Origin of the sequence: uncultured Halorubrum sp., assembly GCF_937146585.1 — an archaeon.
In the GTDB taxonomy this organism is placed as follows: Archaea; Halobacteriota; Halobacteria; order Halobacteriales; family Haloferacaceae; genus Halorubrum; species Halorubrum miltondacostae.
Genome location: NZ_CAKZRO010000113.1, coordinates 1 through 16,256, shown reverse-complemented (window position 1 = coordinate 16,256; position 16,256 = coordinate 1). Strand labels below are relative to the sequence as shown.

Genomic DNA, 16,256 nt, shown 5'->3' with positions numbered 1-16,256 from the left:
GCGCGCTTTCGCGCCCGACCTTCGCATTTACGTGTTGCGCCTTGATATACTTAAGACTTGCGAAGTAGAGATTAGAGCTTTTGCTCGCTTTAGAACGGCTCTAAAGCGTTTTGCGGCCGTAGATATGTATTGGTATGTTCGGAGTTAGAAGCTTGGTTCTAACCCGTGCGCCGGCCGGTCGAGAGCGGCCGATCCATGAGAGCGGCCGAGAGCGGCCGAGAGCGGCCGCTAAGAGCGGCCGAGATACTCGCGTCGTACCGGCCGCTAAGAGTCCTATGCGCGGCGTCTCTCGGCGTCTCTCGGGCGTCTCACGATCCGGCCGACATACGCGCGCCAGTCGCGCCCGATCGGTCCGGTCGCGCCGGCCACTCGCGCCCGCGCGCATGAGCGAAAAGCGAAAAAATAGATCCCGTCCCGGCGCAGTCCGGTAGGGGGGGCACGCGACCGACCGCGCTGTGTCAGAGTGACCACCACCATCTATGAGAGTCCCATACGGCGGGGCGATAGGGTACCCGTGGAGCCTCTATACCCGGCCCGTCAGCACCGTGTCAGCGCCATGTCCGCAGCCGGAGGCAGGTTTTATCATCCGGTAGGGCGGACACGTAGTCGCATGGTCGATAACGACCCACCCACCGAAGAGGAGGTAGACCGGATGGTCGAGTTGTACGAGGACGACCGTACAGTCCGTGAGGTTGCCGAACACGACGATATAGACTACTCGCGGACGACGGTAAACAAGTGGATCAACCGGCGCCAACTGGAGCAGGAGGGGGCTGACAGCGAACCCGAACCGGAACCCGAGCCGGAGCCGGAACCCACAGACGGCGGCACGATGGTCGAGGAGGTAGAGGAGTCCGTGCCCGTCGAGGAGCAGTTCGCAGACATCCTCGAAGACGAGCCGCCGAGTCCCAACGAGATCCTGTGGGACGTACTCGCCACCGACCCCGACATCAAGGACAAGCACATCGAGTACCTGCGGCAGTTCGAGGATCAGTACACCGTGTTCTCGCCCGACGACGTGTCCGGGCGGCTCAACGACCTGAAGATCACGAACAAGCGCATGACCATCGGCCGGGCGGTGAAGAACTACCGGATGGAGATCAACCGCAAGCTCCAGAAGAACGAAGACCTCGTGAAGCGCGAGGAGTGGGCGCTGCTCCTGACGAAGACGACCGGGAACCCACGCTACCTCCGCGAGGCCGACACGAGCGGGAACGTGTCTCAGTACGATCAGGCCGGCCCGAGCATCGAGGGACCGGCAGACGAGCAGCCCGGCGCGCGAGGAGACCAGATCCAAGCGCCTTCACCCGGGGGTCAGCAGGCCCAAGGACGGGATCGATCGCAGGCTCCCCAGCAGAACCCCCACGGTCAGGGGTACGGACAGCCCGGGCAGCAGAACCCCGCCGGGATGTCCCAGCGGCCGACCCCGGAAGAGATGGGCGGGCGCCCGCAGCCCCCGCGCGGGAACGAGCCGAGCCAGCCCCGCGGCGGGCAGGGCGGTGAGCAGGGACTCAACCAGTTCCAGCAGAAGATTCTGGAGATGTTGGAGCAGCAGATAGAGGGCCAGCAGCCCCAGCAACCGTCCACACCGTCCGAGTCCGACTCGCTGTCCGAGCAGATTCAGGAGATCGCGGAGATCCAGCAGACCCTCGACCAGATGGGCGACAGCGGGGACCAGAACGAGGAACTGACGCAGGCGATCCAGCAGGTCAACGAGCAGGTGGACTCGAAGCTCGCCCGGCTGGAGGCAAAAGTCTCCGAGATGGAAGGGGGAAGCACCCCGTCGCCTACCCCAGCCCAGACAGGCGGGCAGGAGTCCGGGACCATCGGAGCGATCGCGGCCCTCGCGCAGCAGATCGAGGACCCCGACGTACTGTCCACGGTGATCGAGTCCCAGATGGACCCGGAGGTTATCAAGGCGAAAGCGGAGACCGAGGAGGTGAAGGACGAGGCCAAGTTCAAGCGCGCGCTGGCCGAGGCCGTCTCTCCCGCGGCGACCGAGAAGGCGATCGAGGCGTTCTCCAACCTGACGAGCGGTATCAACTCGGCCGCCCAGCAGGCCCAGCAGCAGCCTCAGCAGGCCCGCCAGCCCCAGCAGCCCCGTCAGGCCCAGCAGGCCCAGCCTCAGCAAGGGCAGTCACGGGGCGTCGAAGTCGTACAGGAGGAACAGCAACAGGCCGAGCAGCCAGCCATGTCCAACCCGTCCGAGTCCACCGAGGAGTCCTCCCCGCTCAGAGAGCAGGGCGAGGCGGAGTTGGCCGAAACAGATACCCCGGACGAGGACGACGAGGAGGTAGAGGAATAAATGGCTGGAGGAACCCTCGCCACCATGCTGAAGAACATGGACGGCGACATGGCTAACTCGGTGCTGGAGGCGCTGGATCAGGACGCCATCGAGTCCGCGCTTAAGAATGGCGTAGACAAAGAAGTCGTCCCACACCTCGAACAGGTCCGAAAGCGCGCGCGAGAGGACGACGCGGACACCGCTCAGGTGCGCGCGCACTACGAATCGCTCACCGAAGACGAGCAGACCGAGCGGTTCAACGAGGCGGCTGCCGATCTCATGGCCGTCTTCGCAGAAATGCGGGAAAAGCCGGTCTCCGGCGCGAAGAAGCTGAAGGGCCGGCTCCGAGACCCGTGGACCGTCGAGGCGCTGCTCCTGATCTTCGACCACGAGCAGGTCCCTAAAGAGGTAGTGGACCAGCAGAAGAACTACGCAGCGACGTGGCTCAAGTGGGTGGGCGTCAACTCCATCCCCGAAATGTACCACCGCGATCAAGTCCGCGGAGTGGCCGACCAACTGTACCCCGACCGGGACCCGGACGACGTTCTGGACGAGTTAGGCGTCGAGAAGTAGCGACTGTCCGGCCCCAACCTATATTTACTGCGGCCCCAAAGCAGGCGTGTATGGTTACGCCACAGGTTGAGTCCCTTTCGGACTCGTTCACCAACATCGTGGAGAACCGTGACATCACCGGAGCAGTCGTGATCGGAACTACCGCCGCAGTCGGCGGCGTCCTCGCAACGCAACTCGCCGGGCGACTCGTCCCGGCTCTCGGGTTCAACTCGACCGGCGGGAGCGCCGTCGATCGGATCCTCACCGGGACCGTGAAGATGGCTGCGGGCGCACTTCTCGGGTTCCTCGGGATTCAGGTCGGCGGTACGCCGGGCCTCCTGCTCGCACTCGCCGGCTTCGGTGGGCTCGTCCTCGGTGGCGGGAACTGGATCAACGCGATCCTGTCTACCGACGTGGGCGCCACCGCCACGCGCCGCGCGCAGAGCGCCACCCGGAGCCGGTCGGGAAACGCTCGTGTAGTGTCTGCGGGTAGCTCCTCAAACGGCTCCACGCAGGCCAACGCGCCGGCCCCGCCGTCGTCGCAGAACAACGACTCCCCGCTTCAGTCCCTCATGGGCTGAAGGTAGGGAGAAAACCCCTTCTGTTATAGCTCAACCCGCACAGCGGCGCACCTCGACACCGTGTTCGAGTACGCCGACATGAGCGCCCGTAGCTGGTCCTCGTAGTTGTCGTACCCCTCGCCCATCGAGAGCCACCGCTGCTTCAAGTCAGCCGTCAGCTTGATCCGTATTCGCTTCCGGGGCTTCCCAGCACGCTTGCGCGAGGATGGAGTCGGCGGGGACGTAGACCGGATGTCCCGGGGCGTGGTCTCATACGCGGTCAGGAGAGCGCCGAGTAGGCCCGCCTTACAGTCGTACCCCGGCAAGAGCGCCTGCCACACCATCTTCGTCTCGGGCGAACACTCGATAACAATGTTCTCAGGCCCCCTTCCCGGTAGATCGCTGAAATCCATACCCATGTGTGGTTCCTCAGCAAGTATATAACCTCGGACAGCAGGTACACTCAGTCGCTATGCCTCAGAACGATCGCGGCGTCTTCGCCGCGGCTACGACTGCGGACATTCAGTCCGCTGAAGTCAACGCGCGCCGCACCCTCGAACAGGAGGCAGTCGCCTCCACCGGCATCGACGCCGACACCGCTGCCGGCGTCACCGTCCGCCAGCTTCTCCCGTCGCTGGACCTCGAAACCGGCGGCGACAACGGCTGGAGCGGTGACACGCGGGAGTTCGTCCAGACCGGCCTCGGCGCCGACAGCGACAACGAGGTCTACGAGGTGGACTCGGACGCCAAGGCCGACCAGAAGATGATCGCCATCTTCGCGGTCACGAACCGCTCGGCCGACCCCAAGACCACCCAGATCCTCTTCGAGACGACCACGGGCGGTCGGTTCGAGCAGGCCAACGTCGAGGGCCTGTTCACCGACCCCGAGGACACCGTGCTGTTCTCGGACCCCATCGTCTTCAACGCCACCCAGTCCGGCTTCATCAAGCAGTACGCCACCGAGGCGGGCGACGATCAGGTGATCTACCACGGCGTCGTCGCAGAAGCCGAGGCCGAGTCGCTGGAGCCGACCAGCCGCGTCCTCTCCCAGAAGTAACAACCCATGAGCATCTTCAGCGCATTTCCCTCGCCAGCCAAGACGAGCGACACGGGCGCCTACAGTCTCTCCGTTGTCACCGCGAACGTCGCGGACGGGGACGAAGTGACGATGGACGGCCCGGTCGCCACCGACGACGGCGGCAACGTCGTCGCGTGGGCAAACATCCCCGGTGGCGGTGGCTCGGTCGGCGTCTCGTCCGGTACCGACGCCGCGGATGTCACCGTCAATCAGGGCACGGGCGGAGCGACCGACGTGACCGTGTTCGCGCTCGTGGAGTAACGCCATGTTCACCATCCGAGTGCCGCTGGACGACACCGCGGACTCCCGCGCCCCTGTCCAGCGACCCGACTCGGACCACACCGCGCGCCTCCAGCGTGACGGCGCGCTGATCACCGCGGAGCAGTTCGAGAACCCGCCGTCCACCTACGCGGTGGTGTCGGGCGAAGTCCACGAGTGCGACGACTGTGGCGCGCTGTTCGCCTCGCAACAGGCGAAAGCCGGCCACAGCGGCTCCCACTCGGGCGAGTAGGCTGCTTCTCGCGGTCCGCTTTCCATCCTCGGTAGAGGTGTCTGTCCATCCTGCTCGGCTACAACGCGGGCACGCGCGTAGAGCGAAAGGTCGATCAATCTCCCGAAACGCGCGGAGGGGTGTGGGTGGAACATGGTGGACACCGAGGGTGTTCCCCTCTACACGCGGGCGCGTGAGTACGGTGAGCGGTCCGATTAGCCCTGTCCACCTTCCGAGCGCGAGAAGGCCGAGTGCGAGGCTGAGACTGCTGTTTCCCAAGTGGAGGAGGCTCTAAACGGTCAATCACCCTCTGTCCACCGTGTCCGACTATAGCGCGAAACCCGCCAGCATTAAGTGCTGGACAGACTAACGGCTGGGTAGACAGAGGCAGGCGGGGAGAAGGACCCCACCCTCACTCACTCAACTCGGTTTTGGGGGGCATGGTCCTTAATCCTTGCGTAGAGCCTTCTGTCGCCAACTATGAGCGAAGACGAGATCGAAGCGATACGGCGGTCACTAAGTGTAGCACGCGAAATCAAGCGGTCCGCGACTGACTGGACAGAGCAAGACGGTGGCGACCGTGTGGGCCGGTGTACGCACCCGGAGCATGGACACACCTCTTCTGGAGGCGGCACGCCGAACCTGATCGTCACGGACGACGGCGGCTGGTACTGCTACTCTCACAGCACAGGAGGCGGTATCTTCGAGTGGATAGCTGTCGAGGAGGGTATCTGCTCGTGCGGAGACCTGCCCCTGACCGACGACGAGTTTGTGGAGGCGCTGAAGGAGGGCGCTGACCGCGCTGGGGTTGAGTTGAGCAACAGCGCGCCCGACAGCTACGAGGAGGCGCGCGACGACTCCTCTATCTCAGACGAGGAGAAGGCCCGGTACGCCCTCGACAAGGCGGTAGACATCCTCCACGACAACCTCGACGCCATGATCGGGGACCAGAACGTTCGTGGGGTTATCAAGGACAAGCGGCCGTTTGACGACGAGATGATCGATGAAGCCCGTATAGGCTACCTAAACCCACAGGTTCACGCGGACCTGCTGGAGGAGTTGTCACAGCAGGCGCTTCAGGACATCGGCCTTCACCGCGATAACAACTCGCTCCACGTCCGCAACCGGATCATCTACCCGTACTTGGACGACCGTGGACAGGCCCGCTACTGGACCGGCAGAGCGACAGAGGACACGGAGAGTGACGCTAAGTACAAGAAGCCGATGAACGACACCTGCGTCCTTGAGCAGCCGATCCACGTCTACAGCGGGGACGACGCTCGGTCTGGAGAGCCTGTCTGGATCGTTGAGGGGATACAGGACGCTATGGCTCTGGGAGAGAACGGCGGAGTGAAGGCCATTACTGCCGTTGCGACCAACCCGTCCACCTTCCAAACGAACCAGATCATCGGACAGGCTCAGGACGCCGGGAGTGCTGTGGTCTGCTTCGACCCAGACGACGGTGGGCAGAAGGACGCCATCGACCTTGCGCTGGAGTTGATGTCGGCTGGGGTCCAAACCTCGATGGTGAACTTACCAGAGGGGACAGACCCTAACGACTACTTCTACGAGGGCAACGACTTTAGCGACTTGGAGGTGAAGCCAGCAGCGAAGGCCATCATAGAGGCCCGCGGCGATTCGGATGCTATGGTCGAGCGTATCCTCTCTACTACCGCGCCCGAGACTCCGCGCGCCGAGCGGCTGGTCGATGCTCTCTCCGATGTCACTCCGCTGCGGAAGACGGTTCTCCGCAAGATGATGGAGAAGGAGCGGGAGTACGAGGAACAGCGCGGGTGGCGGGAGCCGATTCAGGTGAAAAAGACCAAGGGCGCCGACACGACGTGGACGTTCGTTTACCCTGACGGCTCAGAGATTGAGATGGACAGGGTGTACGGCTACGGGATCGCCCAAGAGTTTGCGAACAAGTACGCTGCGGTGTTCAACTTCATCCCGGACTTTGATGACTCCGAGTTTCGGGAGAAGGCGAACGAGTGGCTGCGCGAGGTGCGAAAGGCGGATGTGGACCCGCTGTCTCAAGAGGGGCTGTGCCGGGACAAGGTACTCAGCAGTATCCAGTCAGCGACAGCCGTTCCAACGCTGGACGACTTGGCCTCTACCGGGGTAGATGGCGTCGTAGTGGACAAAGCCGCGGGCGAAGTCCTCGTCCCCTCGCAGACGGTGGAGAGTTGGATAGAAGACAAGGAGTACAGTCTCAGGCAGGTGTCGGAGTACGTGGAGCCGTTCATGGCCGGCGAGACCCGCCGGCTGCGCCTCGACGGCGTGCGGATGATGTGGTGGCCCTTTGACTTGGAGGCGATCGAGGACGAAGGCTACCTCGTGCCTGAGCCAAAGGCCGCTCCAGAAGATCCTGATGGAGAAGATGAAGACGAGGGGGTGAAGACGCTTTGAAGCACCCCCGCTTCTACTGTCGGCTCTGTGGGGCGGAGTTGAAGCCCACGCTCGATCGGGGGTTCCTTGCCACCGAACATAGCTGCCCTGAGACAGGTGGTGGTGGCCTTGTAGATGTTGGCTCTATCACCCCCGAGGGCGAACTGGACTTGTACGACGGGGTTGAGATGGTGGTGGTGGATAAATGACCCAGCAGTTCGGCCTCAAAGGCGAACAGTACCCCCCGAGAGCTTCGGTGAAGCTCAACGGGCCTCCGGGCACAGGGAAGACCACGCAACTACTGGAGCGCGTCACGCGCCTGCTGGAAGACGGCTACGAGCCGAACGACGTGGTGTTCGTGACCTACCGGAAGGAGATGGCGAAAGAGTTTCTGCGCCGTCTCCACGAGCGCGGGTACATCTCGGAGCAGGAGTACCAGAAGCCGTGGGAGAACGACACGCGCCACTTCGGGACGCTCCACGCTGTCTGTAACCGGATCACCTCGGACGCAGCGGTGGTCGAGAAGAAGCACCGCCGCGAGTTTATGCTCGAAGAGTACACCGCGAAGTACGACGGTCACGGGTCTGAGTGGGACGACGCGCCCTCTCAACGAGACCCGATCGGGACCATGCTGTTCGACGCCTACGACTGGTGCGTGGAGAACAAGCAGCACTCGTTCATCCGCGCCCCCAACTACGCGGAGATCAAGGACCAAGCCATCTCCCCGCCGTCGTTCGAGGAGTTTTCGCAGGCGTGGTCTCGGTACAAGGCCGAGGGCAACGAGGATGGCAAGCCGCTCCGGGACTTCGCTGGGATGCTCCGCGAGGTGGACGAGGGCGGCTTGCGACCGTCCGGGGACGTTCTGGTCGTGGACGAGTACCACGACATGACGCCGATCATGGCGTCCATCTGCGAGGGCTGGTTCGACGGGTTCGACACCGTGATCGTCGGCGGCGACCCGCTACAGGCTATCTACTCCTACAAGGGCGCCGACCCGTCGTTCTTCACCGACTTGGACCTGCCCGAGGTGCTGCTCGACCGCACCTACCGCGTCCCCTCGAACGTCTGGAGCTACGCACGCGGGGTGATCAACCACGATCCGCCGGAGATCGAGCCGGACGCTGAGGGGGGTGAGGTACAGGCCGTGAAGGGCGACCCTCATGGTGTGATAGATGCTTACGGCGAGGAGTCTACGATGTATCTCGCCCGGACCCAGAGCCAACTCTACGACATAGCGGCCGACCTGAAGCAGCGGGGCGTAGTCTTCCGCTCGCAGGAGGGTATCGGCGGCTGGAACACCTCGCAGACGCTACTGGACCTGTTCAACGCGCTCCAGAAGATCCGGAACGCCCGGCCGGTGGAGAACGTGAACCCGCAGACTGGGCAGACCGGCATGGCCCGGTACAAGCAGGAGGATGTGGACTCCTCGGTCCGTCTCCCCGAGAACGTGACGCTGGAGTCCGGTGAGGCGAAGCGTCTCGTCCGGTACACGCCCGCCGGCTACTTCAACGAGACCAAGAAGTCCGTCCGCTCGTTCGCCAAGGGTAGCGGTGAGGTGAAGGGCACAGACCTAATGCCGCGGGTGGAGCCGTCGTTCTGGGACGACATGACGCAGGGGCCGGACTCGGTGGGCCATCTGCTCGCCTACGACGCGAAGGACACGCTGAGAGCGGCGTTGGAGCGGTACGAGCGCCCGTTCCCGGTTATCGAGTCGGCCCCTGTCCCGGACGTGCTGACGATCCACGCCAGCAAGGGGAAGGAGGCCGACACGGTGGCGCTGTACGACGGGATCCCGGGCGCTGTCCAGCGGAACATCCGCAGCGATCCGAGGGAGCAGCGCGCCGAGAGCCGCGTCTGGTACGTGGGATGTACGCGGGCGGCTGAGAACCTGCTCGTGTTCCGCGACCAGTTCGACTACACGGACAAGTACCTGCCCTCGACTGCGTAACGGCCGTCACCTTTTTCTTCCGGCGTTCCTCACGTTGAGGTGCCCGAGGGAGGCTACGTGACCCTTCCGATGATGGGCGTGCCTCGTGCCAACGACCAACCGCGTCACCGACCGTGAGCTTCGCCGGCTCCCGAGTTCCGCTGTCTCGCCTTGGGTGGGGCGAACAGTACCACCCCCTGCTGCTCGACTCATACGCTGCGTCTCTTCGGGTAGGGGAGAAGCAGTCCGACTGGTGGTCTGTGCCGACTGAGGGCTTTTCTCCCTCAGTCGAACCTCGACGCCCGAGTCACAACATCAACGCCGCGTTCGCCGTTCTGGAACGCTTCTATGACTCGGTGCGGCACCTTACCGAAGATGTGGAGGGCGGTGCCGCCGGGCGGGTTGCCGGCCTGTTCGCCGGTCTCCGGCTTCACGAACTTCACTCTATGCTCGAAGAAGATGGTGTGGCTGGCGTGGGGCGCGATCCACTTGTGCCACCACGAGCCAACGTCGGTCGAGTCGGGGGTGATCACGTAGATCGTGTCCACCGTGTTCCGCTTGGTCTCCTCGACCACCTTCTCTAACCAGTCAGCCTTCTCCGAGTACGGCGGGTTCACGAACACGGTGCCTTCCCACGGGTAGTCGAGACCGTCGTGGTGGCGCGGGTCGATGTTGTGGTTCCCGATCTCGGTGTCCACGCCGGGACACGGATCGAGGTCGATCTCGTCGTTCCGGTCGATCGTCTTCCATAGCCACTCAGGCGTCTGCCAATCGTCCTTCTTGGACTTTGCCTGCTGCTGTTTCTCGTCGCTCATGGCTCCCACACCATATCTGCGAGCAGGCGAATCACCAGTCCGGCAACGACCGTCAGGACACCAGAGAGGCCGGCTTCGGGCCAGCCTGCTGCGACCCCGACAGCGGTGACAATGGCTCCGGCTATCACGGTGATCGCGCCGATCTCGTCCCAGCGGGGCTTCTCGGAGTAGGGGCGTGGCGCAGTCATACGCGCTTGTCGCTCGTGTTCCGAAGGGCGCGGAGGAGCGCGCGCAGTTGGTTGCGCCGGAACGGGCTGGACTCGGAGCCCGTCGCCATGTTTGGCGCCTCGTAGACGAACCCGCTCGCGTCAGCCACCTGCCGCCTAAGCGGCCGGTAGGGCACCGTCTGGTCGGTGTGGAACCGCTCGGGCTTCACCGGCTGGGTGCCGGTCAGGTGCCACACGGCGCTGTTAAGAACGGGCTTCCCAAGCTGGGTAGCGCCGCGGCGGTTGTAGCCGAGGATCCGGTGGATCTCCAGCAGGCACTCGGCCTTGGTCAGGTCTCTCACGTCCTGTTCTTTCACTCGCTCGATGTCGGGGTAGTCCTTGGGTGTGCTACTCATCGGTTCTCGCCACCAGTTCGCTGTTCGTAACGACGCCGCTGTAGTAGTCCGACTTCCGCGGCTTGTTCGACAGCGTGAGCAGGCCGATGGGAATCTCGGCCAGCACGCTAACTATGTCGCCGTCCTTCGTCCGCCGGTCGATGATCTCTGCGGAGGGATGCTCCAGCAGGTAGTCGTTGATTACCGGCAGGTCCGAGTGGACTCTCAGGTGGTTCTGGTCTTTCGACCCCCGGATCGTGACTTCTTTCTCCATCGGTGCGAGGTCCGGATCCTCGCGTGTGCTTGCCTCGTTTGCCATACGCATTACCCCCTTCACGCTCAGGAACAATAATAATGGCGAAGGTTTACCACACCTGACCCGCTTGGTGGAGACATGAGCGCGATCTCAGAGGAAGAGAAGTTCGAGTTTAAGGAGCGGGTCGTTGGGCGCTCCATCTCCGAGGACACGTTTGACGCCTACTGGTTGTGGATCAGGCGGTTCGAGACGTGGACCGACGCCGACCCAACGCTCCCGATACTGGAGGACTTCGACTCGTTTCTCGACAACGAGCGGCGGACGGACTACCCGTGGACCAACGCGACTGGGCGCCCCGCGCCCGACTCCTACTCGCACTCGTCCCGGACGCAGGCCGCGTCTGCTCTCGTCATGTGGGCGCGGCGGCAGTACGGGATAAACGTCCCCGAGCAGCCGGACGACATCGTTCGTGGCGAGCCGGAGCCGTTCGACCCGACGTACCTTACGCGCGACGTGATCTGGGAGACCATCGAGGAGGCTCCAGAGGCGTGTAGCTGCTACGGCTGCCGTGCTGCCCTCGCAGTCTCCTATGACGCCATACTCCGGGCGTCGGAGTTAGCGATACTGTCCGTGAGCGACCTAAACCTCGACGCCGGGGAGTTAGCCGTCACGGCCACGAAGAAGTCCCGAGATTCGACCCTAACGCTTGGCGACGAGACCGTAGACATCCTCCGCGACTACCTCGACGGCAGAGAGGCCGACACGGACCGGCTGTTCACGAACACCTACGGTGGAGACTGGACAAAGCAGGCGTGGTCAGACCACTTCCGCCTGTACCACCACGAGGCAGGCAGCCACTCGTGGGGCCGCCACACCCCGATTCTCCATATGCTACAGGCCGGCTCCTCGTTCGGAGACGTGTATCGGAGAGCGCGCCACCAGAACCCGTCTACTACCGCGAAGTACGCCCGCTACGTGGACGCTGACGTGCCCTCGTGGGCGTCGGGAGAAGGGGGGAGTCGTTAGTCGAACAGCACGCGGTTCACTACCTCACCGACGACGTTACCGACCGCGGCCGAGATGGCGATACTGCCGATGTTGAGGTTGTCGATCCGCTCCGAGACGTTCGAGGCGGCCGCCTCAAACTCCTTGTCTGCCTCCTCCAAGCACTCAGACGGGTACGTGGGCGTGGTGGCCTTCGGCTTGGTTGAGCAGGCGCACACAGCCTGATCACCAGCGGCGTGCTGGTTCGCAACCATCGGCTCCTGTGCCGGCCCGATGTCGGAGTAGCCGGTCTTGCCTTGGACGATCAGCCCAGACAGCGCCTCCCTCGCTCGCTCGCGGGACGTAACTTGGTCGAAGCGGCGGGCCGTTATCGCGTCCCGAACGTCCTTGGCGCTCCGCAGGTCAGCGCCGACAGCCTGCCGGAACGCCTCTCGGGCGGCGGACGGGTCCTCCGGCCCGACCACGATGTCGGCGTTCTCCGTGCCCGGCACGATACTAACGTCCACCGAGCCAAAGACGACGTTAGCCATGTCTGGGAGGCTGTTGATGGGGTCTGTAAGCCCTCGGTTGCCGGGGTGTGTGTGCCACACCCCGACCGCTCCCGACAGGCAGGTCTGAAGCTGGATCGAGGAGGGGCCGCTATCGGCGGGCGGCAGGACGGACCCCCACGCTTCGCAGTACGTTCTCCCGGACTCGCTCGGGGCGCCATCCCGGGACGACTCGATGGTCTCGGAGAGGATCGCCCGCATGATGTCGTCGCGGCCCATCATGTAGTCTGCGAGCATGATGGCACCGCGGTCAGGTTCAACCATACACCATGTTCTACACCGGAGAACCTTTTAGTATGCGGCCGGGGTACTTCGAGTCAGCCGAGAGTGAAATCGGCTGGTACCATGCCACAAGGAGCGTTCAACGGTGGGTTCGAGCCAATCGCCCGCCCCGGCGGCTTCGTACAGTTTGATGATGTCAGCGACGGCGCTATCTACGCCGTCCGCGCGTACAACGTCCTCCCCGAGATCCAGCTTGAGGAGAACTTCACCCCGTCTGACGGCGGGATCGAGAAGCGCGAACTGACTGACATCGAGATGGACGAGTATTTTCTCGCCCAGTACCGCCTGCTGAAGCTGCCCGAGCAGCTTCCCGACGACGTGGAGATCGAGATCGACCACGACGGCAAGCAGGCGCCTCTCTACCAGACTGAGAACGTCCGCGGTGTCCTCACGAACGAGACGGGCGCCGTCTACACCGACGACACCGCGGGTGGCTCGGTCGTAGACCAGCACCTCAGTCAGTTCACCGAACTGTTCGTGTGGGAGGACAACCCGCCGTACTTCACGGTGAAGAACAACACGGGCGGTGCTGTGGACATCCCACTCACGTTCACCGGGTACGCCTTCAGACTGGAGCAGGTCGCGGCCAGCCTCGACAACTTCAACGGGGCCGGGCAGCCTGTCGTGATCCCGCGCAAGTCGGTCCAGTTCTAAGGCTTACTGTTTTACCCCCGGCTTTCCATACCTCTCGGTATGGACGAAGACGACCCGTTCCCTGACGACCCAACAGGAGTGCTTGAGTCGCTTCGCCGCCTCGACAACTGGGCGGAGCAGATCAGCAACCAGCAGGAGGAGCTACTGCGGCAGCTACGGCAGCAGACCGAGGCCAGCAACGCGGTGGCGCAGGCGCTTGCTGACGAAGACTTTGACCCCGGGCCGAAGCCATCGACCTACCTGTTCAACATGAGCGCGCTTGTGCCCGCTGACACCACAGAGAACGACCCCATAACGGTCACGAGGGAGATAGACTTCGACGGTGTAGTCCGCCAGCTTCGAGTCGTCTCCACGGGCGCCGCACAGCAGTCCGTGGGCGCGCAGTTCTCCTACGCCTCGGGCGTCCGCGTCATGCCCCGCGACGACCCTGAAGAGGCTCGCTACGTGCCCCTCGGAGACGAGCCGATTATCAACACCCCGAACACCGAAGTCAGCGACGGCGACGAGGTTGTGTACTCGTTCGCCAACACCGATCCCAGCAACGACCACTTCGTGACCGCGACTGTCCAGATTGAGGAGGTGACGGCATGACGCTTCGCCCGCCTGAAGACATCATAGCTGGCCGACCAGACGGCGCTGTCGCCTTCGCTGGTGGGGAGGGGAACCTCCTACTCCAAGACGGCGCCAAGGCTGTGTTCCGCGGGGGCGTCACGTCAGAGAGCGGTGACTTCGACATCTTCCAGCACGATCTGGTCGGAGACGGAGACCTGATCATCCCGCTCGATGATGTGGGCGGGGCCAGCCTCGTGAACGCCGGGATCGTCTCGCTCGGAGACAGCGGTGAGCCGGAGTTTGACTCTGACCCGGAGGAGACCCCGACCGACGCGAGCCGGCCGTTCACGGTCACTATCGAGGACCTTGCGAAGGGCGCCGACGTGACCGACCCTGACCAGTCCGACGTGCTGCTCCGCCGGACCCCTGACGCACAGGAGTCAGTCGAGCAGACCCGGATCGGCAACGGTATCTTCTCCGACAACGGCCGGATCATCATCTCTCACGCCGGTCTGGACGTGGGTGAGAACCTGATCAACGGCTCGTTCAACGTCCAGTCCGGCTCGACCGACGCCGTACAGGTTCGGGGCGCTGACGGGACGCTTCAAGATCCCGCGTCGTCGGAGGACTTCACCGCCCTCGGTGACACCTTTGAGGCCGCTTTCGACGCGCTGGCCTCTGCTTCTACCACGTTCGAGAACGACGTGGACGTGGGGACAAACGCCTCGGCGGGCGACACGCTGGCGTCTCTCGACACGCGCTCGGACTCCATCGTGACCGTCTCCATCGACGCGGAGGCGGCGATCGACGTGCGATTCGACACCTCCCCAAACGGAGTCAAATACTTCGAGAACGCTTCTTCCCGGGACGGCTCGACCGACTCGGACCTAACCGGGATCACGACGCTGCGCGACGACTTCGAGACGGGATCGCGGTTCGTCCGGGTCGTTCTCACGTCGCCGGCCGGATCAGTAGCGACTGCTGACGTGGCGATCGAGAGTGGTGGGTGACTCGGTTGAGACGGTTAGGCACCGGCGGCGGCCTCACGCCCGTCGTCCAAACGCAGACGATCCAGCCGGATTTTACGGGGTTCTACTCGAAACCGGAGGGGACCGTCAGTTGGCAAGTGACCGCGATCCCGACGTTCGGGGGGACAGGGTGGCCGAAGGTCGGGCAGGACGACTTCGTAGTCACCATCATCGAGAACGCGGTCGGGCGCGTCGGGATCGCGGACAACAGCAACGACACGCAGGAGGTCGAAGTGACGTTCTACACGCAGTAGCGGGTGAGGATTTAACCCCGCACGCCTGAAAACGGGGTGTATGGCTCTTACAGAGACGACTGCCGTGTTCGGCGGGACGGAGATCGAACTGCGGATAGACGAACTGGCGGTGGTGTCCGGCGGCGTGGAGGTGTCGCTCGGCCACCAGAAACTCGACTTTCAGAAGGACGATGTGGAGCTGTCGTGGACCGTGTTCGTGAACGGCCGCCGGGTGGCGACTCCGACACCCTTCACCCCACCGACAGCGTTCGCGCAGGACCGCACGACAGTCCCCGCCGGCCCGGGCGACGAGATCACCGTCAGCGTCTCCGGTGCCGGCTCGTCCGAGTCGCTGACCGCGACGGTGCCAGCGCCGTTCGAGATGTCAAACGTGTCGGTTAGCTCCTGTTCCACCCCCTCGGGGAGCGTCAATCCGGGGGAAAGCGTGTCTGTGACCGCGACGATCACCAACGCGAACAACGCGACCGGGGACGTGACGGTGACGGCCTCGGCGGGTGACGCGACCGCCGACGAGTCGATCACGCTGCCGGCCAACGGCTCCGCGACGGTCGAGTTTACGTTCGCGTTCGACGCCCCGGGGCAGTACGAGCCGACCGTGGAGGTGGCGTAATGCGGCGGCTTGGGGTTAGCGCAGACTCGGGAAGTTCTGGACTTCCCCTCCCGCTTGCGGGGGACGGAAGTCAGGGGGAGTTGGTCGTCACCGGAAACACAAGCGTAGGAGGTGTGAATAGATACACAACCGTCACAGTCGAGTCTGGAGGCACGCTACAAGCCAATTCTGCCGTGACTATCATACAGGCGTCTGAGAGTATCACCATCGACGGAACGCTTACTGGAGGTCTAAGTAACGGGGACGCGCTGTTTACTTCGGGCGGTGGCGGTGGAGACGGAGGGGACGGAAGAATTACTGGTGCTGGACCGGGGGAGGATGGAGACCCCGCTGGAAATGTGATTGGAAAGGGAGTGGGGGGTGCGCCTGATCTGCTCGGTCCGTATTATGACGACTTCTACAATAACGTTGCTTCAGCCGGTTCTCAGGGCG

Annotated in this window: 19 protein-coding genes and 1 pseudogene; 15 read left to right on the top strand and 5 right to left on the bottom strand. The window is 63.7% G+C overall.

Annotation, left to right across the window (positions count from 1 at the left end):
• The first annotated feature begins 832 nt into the window (after positions 1 to 832).
• The 3 genes from Q0116_RS09420 to Q0116_RS09410 are packed head-to-tail and all read left to right on the top strand — an operon-like array spanning position 833 to position 3,417.
• The gene (locus tag Q0116_RS09420) at positions 833 to 2,305 is read left to right on the top strand and encodes a hypothetical protein (protein WP_297887302.1); all 1,473 of its coding nucleotides are present in this window, start codon (positions 833 to 835) and stop codon (positions 2,303 to 2,305) included.
• Between the two features lie 24 nt (positions 2,306 to 2,329).
• Positions 2,330 to 2,857 carry a hypothetical protein gene (locus Q0116_RS09415; RefSeq protein ID WP_297887300.1) on the top strand — a complete coding sequence of 176 codons (528 nt, stop codon included), beginning with the start codon at positions 2,330 to 2,332 and terminating at the stop codon, positions 2,855 to 2,857.
• A gap of 50 nt (positions 2,858 to 2,907) precedes the next feature.
• Positions 2,908 to 3,417 carry a hypothetical protein gene (locus Q0116_RS09410; RefSeq protein ID WP_297887297.1) on the top strand — a complete coding sequence of 170 codons (510 nt, stop codon included), beginning with the start codon at positions 2,908 to 2,910 and terminating at the stop codon, positions 3,415 to 3,417.
• 23 nt (positions 3,418 to 3,440) lie between these two features.
• On the opposite strand, the gene Q0116_RS09405 is transcribed toward Q0116_RS09410, so the two are convergent.
• Positions 3,441 to 3,809, bottom strand: coding sequence for a hypothetical protein (locus tag Q0116_RS09405; RefSeq protein ID WP_297887294.1), 369 nt, complete (start codon positions 3,807 to 3,809; stop codon positions 3,441 to 3,443).
• Between the two features lie 59 nt (positions 3,810 to 3,868).
• Between Q0116_RS09405 and Q0116_RS09400 the strand changes: the two genes are divergently transcribed.
• The 5 genes from Q0116_RS09400 to Q0116_RS09380 all read left to right on the top strand — a co-directional run bounded on the left by Q0116_RS09400 (position 3,869) and on the right by Q0116_RS09380 (position 9,300).
• Positions 3,869 to 4,453: a hypothetical protein gene (locus Q0116_RS09400; protein WP_297887291.1), complete on the top strand. Its 585-nt coding sequence runs from the start codon at positions 3,869 to 3,871 to the stop codon at positions 4,451 to 4,453.
• 6 nt (positions 4,454 to 4,459) lie between these two features.
• Complete coding sequence (locus tag Q0116_RS09395) at positions 4,460 to 4,735, top strand: hypothetical protein (RefSeq protein ID WP_297887288.1); 276 nt, start codon at positions 4,460 to 4,462, stop codon at positions 4,733 to 4,735.
• A gap of 4 nt (positions 4,736 to 4,739) precedes the next feature.
• The gene (locus Q0116_RS09390; RefSeq protein WP_297887284.1) at positions 4,740 to 4,985 is read left to right on the top strand and encodes a C2H2-type zinc finger protein; all 246 of its coding nucleotides are present in this window, start codon (positions 4,740 to 4,742) and stop codon (positions 4,983 to 4,985) included.
• Between the two features lie 459 nt (positions 4,986 to 5,444).
• Positions 5,445 to 7,373 carry a toprim domain-containing protein gene (locus Q0116_RS09385; RefSeq protein WP_297887281.1) on the top strand — a complete coding sequence of 643 codons (1,929 nt, stop codon included), beginning with the start codon at positions 5,445 to 5,447 and terminating at the stop codon, positions 7,371 to 7,373.
• Positions 7,374 to 7,557: 184 nt separating this feature from the next.
• A complete protein-coding gene (locus tag Q0116_RS09380; RefSeq protein ID WP_297887279.1) occupies positions 7,558 to 9,300 on the top strand; it encodes a UvrD-helicase domain-containing protein in 1,743 nt (580 codons plus the stop codon).
• 263 nt (positions 9,301 to 9,563) lie between these two features.
• Here Q0116_RS09380 and Q0116_RS09375 read toward each other — a convergent pair whose 3' ends face one another.
• The 3 genes from Q0116_RS09375 to Q0116_RS09365 form a co-directional block, all read right to left on the bottom strand.
• Positions 9,564 to 10,094 carry a DNA N-6-adenine-methyltransferase gene (locus tag Q0116_RS09375; protein WP_297887276.1) on the bottom strand — a complete coding sequence of 177 codons (531 nt, stop codon included), beginning with the start codon at positions 10,092 to 10,094 and terminating at the stop codon, positions 9,564 to 9,566.
• A 184-nt stretch (positions 10,095 to 10,278) separates the two neighbouring features.
• Positions 10,279 to 10,656, bottom strand: a complete 378-nt coding sequence (locus tag Q0116_RS09370) for a hypothetical protein (RefSeq protein ID WP_297887274.1) — start codon at positions 10,654 to 10,656, stop codon at positions 10,279 to 10,281.
• Positions 10,649 to 10,954 carry a hypothetical protein gene (locus Q0116_RS09365; RefSeq protein WP_297887272.1) on the bottom strand — a complete coding sequence of 102 codons (306 nt, stop codon included), beginning with the start codon at positions 10,952 to 10,954 and terminating at the stop codon, positions 10,649 to 10,651. Before Q0116_RS09365 ends, Q0116_RS09370 begins: the two co-directional genes overlap by 8 nt.
• A gap of 75 nt (positions 10,955 to 11,029) precedes the next feature.
• Between Q0116_RS09365 and Q0116_RS09360 the strand changes: the two genes are divergently transcribed.
• Positions 11,030 to 11,917 carry a tyrosine-type recombinase/integrase gene (locus tag Q0116_RS09360; protein ID WP_297887270.1) on the top strand — a complete coding sequence of 296 codons (888 nt, stop codon included), beginning with the start codon at positions 11,030 to 11,032 and terminating at the stop codon, positions 11,915 to 11,917.
• Here Q0116_RS09360 and Q0116_RS09355 read toward each other — a convergent pair.
• Positions 11,914 to 12,681, bottom strand: a complete 768-nt coding sequence (locus Q0116_RS09355; RefSeq protein WP_297887269.1) for a hypothetical protein — start codon at positions 12,679 to 12,681, stop codon at positions 11,914 to 11,916. The genes Q0116_RS09360 and Q0116_RS09355 overlap by 4 nt on opposite strands.
• 108 nt (positions 12,682 to 12,789) lie before the next feature.
• On the opposite strand from Q0116_RS09355, the gene Q0116_RS09350 reads away from it, so the two are divergent.
• The 6 genes and pseudogenes from Q0116_RS09350 to Q0116_RS09325 form a co-directional block, all read left to right on the top strand.
• Entirely contained in the window at positions 12,790 to 13,380 is a 591-nt protein-coding gene (locus tag Q0116_RS09350) for a hypothetical protein (protein WP_297887267.1), read from the top strand.
• Positions 13,381 to 13,419: 39 nt separating this feature from the next.
• Positions 13,420 to 13,971, top strand: coding sequence for a hypothetical protein (locus Q0116_RS09345; RefSeq protein ID WP_297887265.1), 552 nt, complete (start codon positions 13,420 to 13,422; stop codon positions 13,969 to 13,971).
• On the top strand, positions 13,968 to 14,942 hold the full coding sequence (locus Q0116_RS09340) for a hypothetical protein (RefSeq protein ID WP_297887262.1): 975 nt from the start codon (positions 13,968 to 13,970) through the stop codon (positions 14,940 to 14,942). The genes Q0116_RS09345 and Q0116_RS09340 overlap by 4 nt, the downstream gene beginning before the upstream one ends.
• A gap of 116 nt (positions 14,943 to 15,058) precedes the next feature.
• Positions 15,059 to 15,214, top strand: a complete 156-nt coding sequence (locus tag Q0116_RS09335) for a hypothetical protein (RefSeq protein ID WP_297887260.1) — start codon at positions 15,059 to 15,061, stop codon at positions 15,212 to 15,214.
• A 40-nt stretch (positions 15,215 to 15,254) separates the two neighbouring features.
• The gene (locus Q0116_RS09330) at positions 15,255 to 15,824 is read left to right on the top strand and encodes a hypothetical protein (protein WP_297887257.1); all 570 of its coding nucleotides are present in this window, start codon (positions 15,255 to 15,257) and stop codon (positions 15,822 to 15,824) included.
• A 113-nt stretch (positions 15,825 to 15,937) separates the two neighbouring features.
• Positions 15,938 to 16,256, top strand: a pseudogene (locus tag Q0116_RS09325) (hypothetical protein); the annotation flags it as partial.

Excerpts from the sequence above, each read along its gene's own strand:
- Q0116_RS09415 (WP_297887300.1), top strand. The coding sequence starts at position 2,330 with ATGCTGAAGAACATGGACGGCGACATGGCTAACTCGGTGCTGGAGGCG.
- Q0116_RS09340 (WP_297887262.1), top strand. The coding sequence starts at position 13,968 with ATGACGCTTCGCCCGCCTGAAGACATCATAGCTGGCCGACCAGACGGC.
- Q0116_RS09350 (WP_297887267.1), top strand. The coding sequence starts at position 12,790 with ATGCCACAAGGAGCGTTCAACGGTGGGTTCGAGCCAATCGCCCGCCCC.
- Q0116_RS09330 (WP_297887257.1), top strand. The coding sequence starts at position 15,255 with ATGGCTCTTACAGAGACGACTGCCGTGTTCGGCGGGACGGAGATCGAA.
- Q0116_RS09405 (WP_297887294.1), bottom strand. The coding sequence starts at position 3,809 with ATGGATTTCAGCGATCTACCGGGAAGGGGGCCTGAGAACATTGTTATC.
- Q0116_RS09370 (WP_297887274.1), bottom strand. The coding sequence starts at position 10,656 with ATGAGTAGCACACCCAAGGACTACCCCGACATCGAGCGAGTGAAAGAA.
- Q0116_RS09385 (WP_297887281.1), top strand. The coding sequence starts at position 5,445 with ATGAGCGAAGACGAGATCGAAGCGATACGGCGGTCACTAAGTGTAGCA.
- Q0116_RS09410 (WP_297887297.1), top strand. The coding sequence starts at position 2,908 with ATGGTTACGCCACAGGTTGAGTCCCTTTCGGACTCGTTCACCAACATC.
- Q0116_RS09355 (WP_297887269.1), bottom strand. The coding sequence starts at position 12,681 with ATGCTCGCAGACTACATGATGGGCCGCGACGACATCATGCGGGCGATC.
- Q0116_RS09400 (WP_297887291.1), top strand. The coding sequence starts at position 3,869 with ATGCCTCAGAACGATCGCGGCGTCTTCGCCGCGGCTACGACTGCGGAC.
- Q0116_RS09375 (WP_297887276.1), bottom strand. The coding sequence starts at position 10,094 with ATGAGCGACGAGAAACAGCAGCAGGCAAAGTCCAAGAAGGACGATTGG.
- Q0116_RS09420 (WP_297887302.1), top strand. The coding sequence starts at position 833 with ATGGTCGAGGAGGTAGAGGAGTCCGTGCCCGTCGAGGAGCAGTTCGCA.
- Q0116_RS09360 (WP_297887270.1), top strand. The coding sequence starts at position 11,030 with ATGAGCGCGATCTCAGAGGAAGAGAAGTTCGAGTTTAAGGAGCGGGTC.
- Q0116_RS09395 (WP_297887288.1), top strand. The coding sequence starts at position 4,460 with ATGAGCATCTTCAGCGCATTTCCCTCGCCAGCCAAGACGAGCGACACG.
- Q0116_RS09380 (WP_297887279.1), top strand. The coding sequence starts at position 7,558 with ATGACCCAGCAGTTCGGCCTCAAAGGCGAACAGTACCCCCCGAGAGCT.
- Q0116_RS09345 (WP_297887265.1), top strand. The coding sequence starts at position 13,420 with ATGGACGAAGACGACCCGTTCCCTGACGACCCAACAGGAGTGCTTGAG.
- Q0116_RS09390 (WP_297887284.1), top strand. The coding sequence starts at position 4,740 with ATGTTCACCATCCGAGTGCCGCTGGACGACACCGCGGACTCCCGCGCC.
- Q0116_RS09365 (WP_297887272.1), bottom strand. The coding sequence starts at position 10,954 with ATGGCAAACGAGGCAAGCACACGCGAGGATCCGGACCTCGCACCGATG.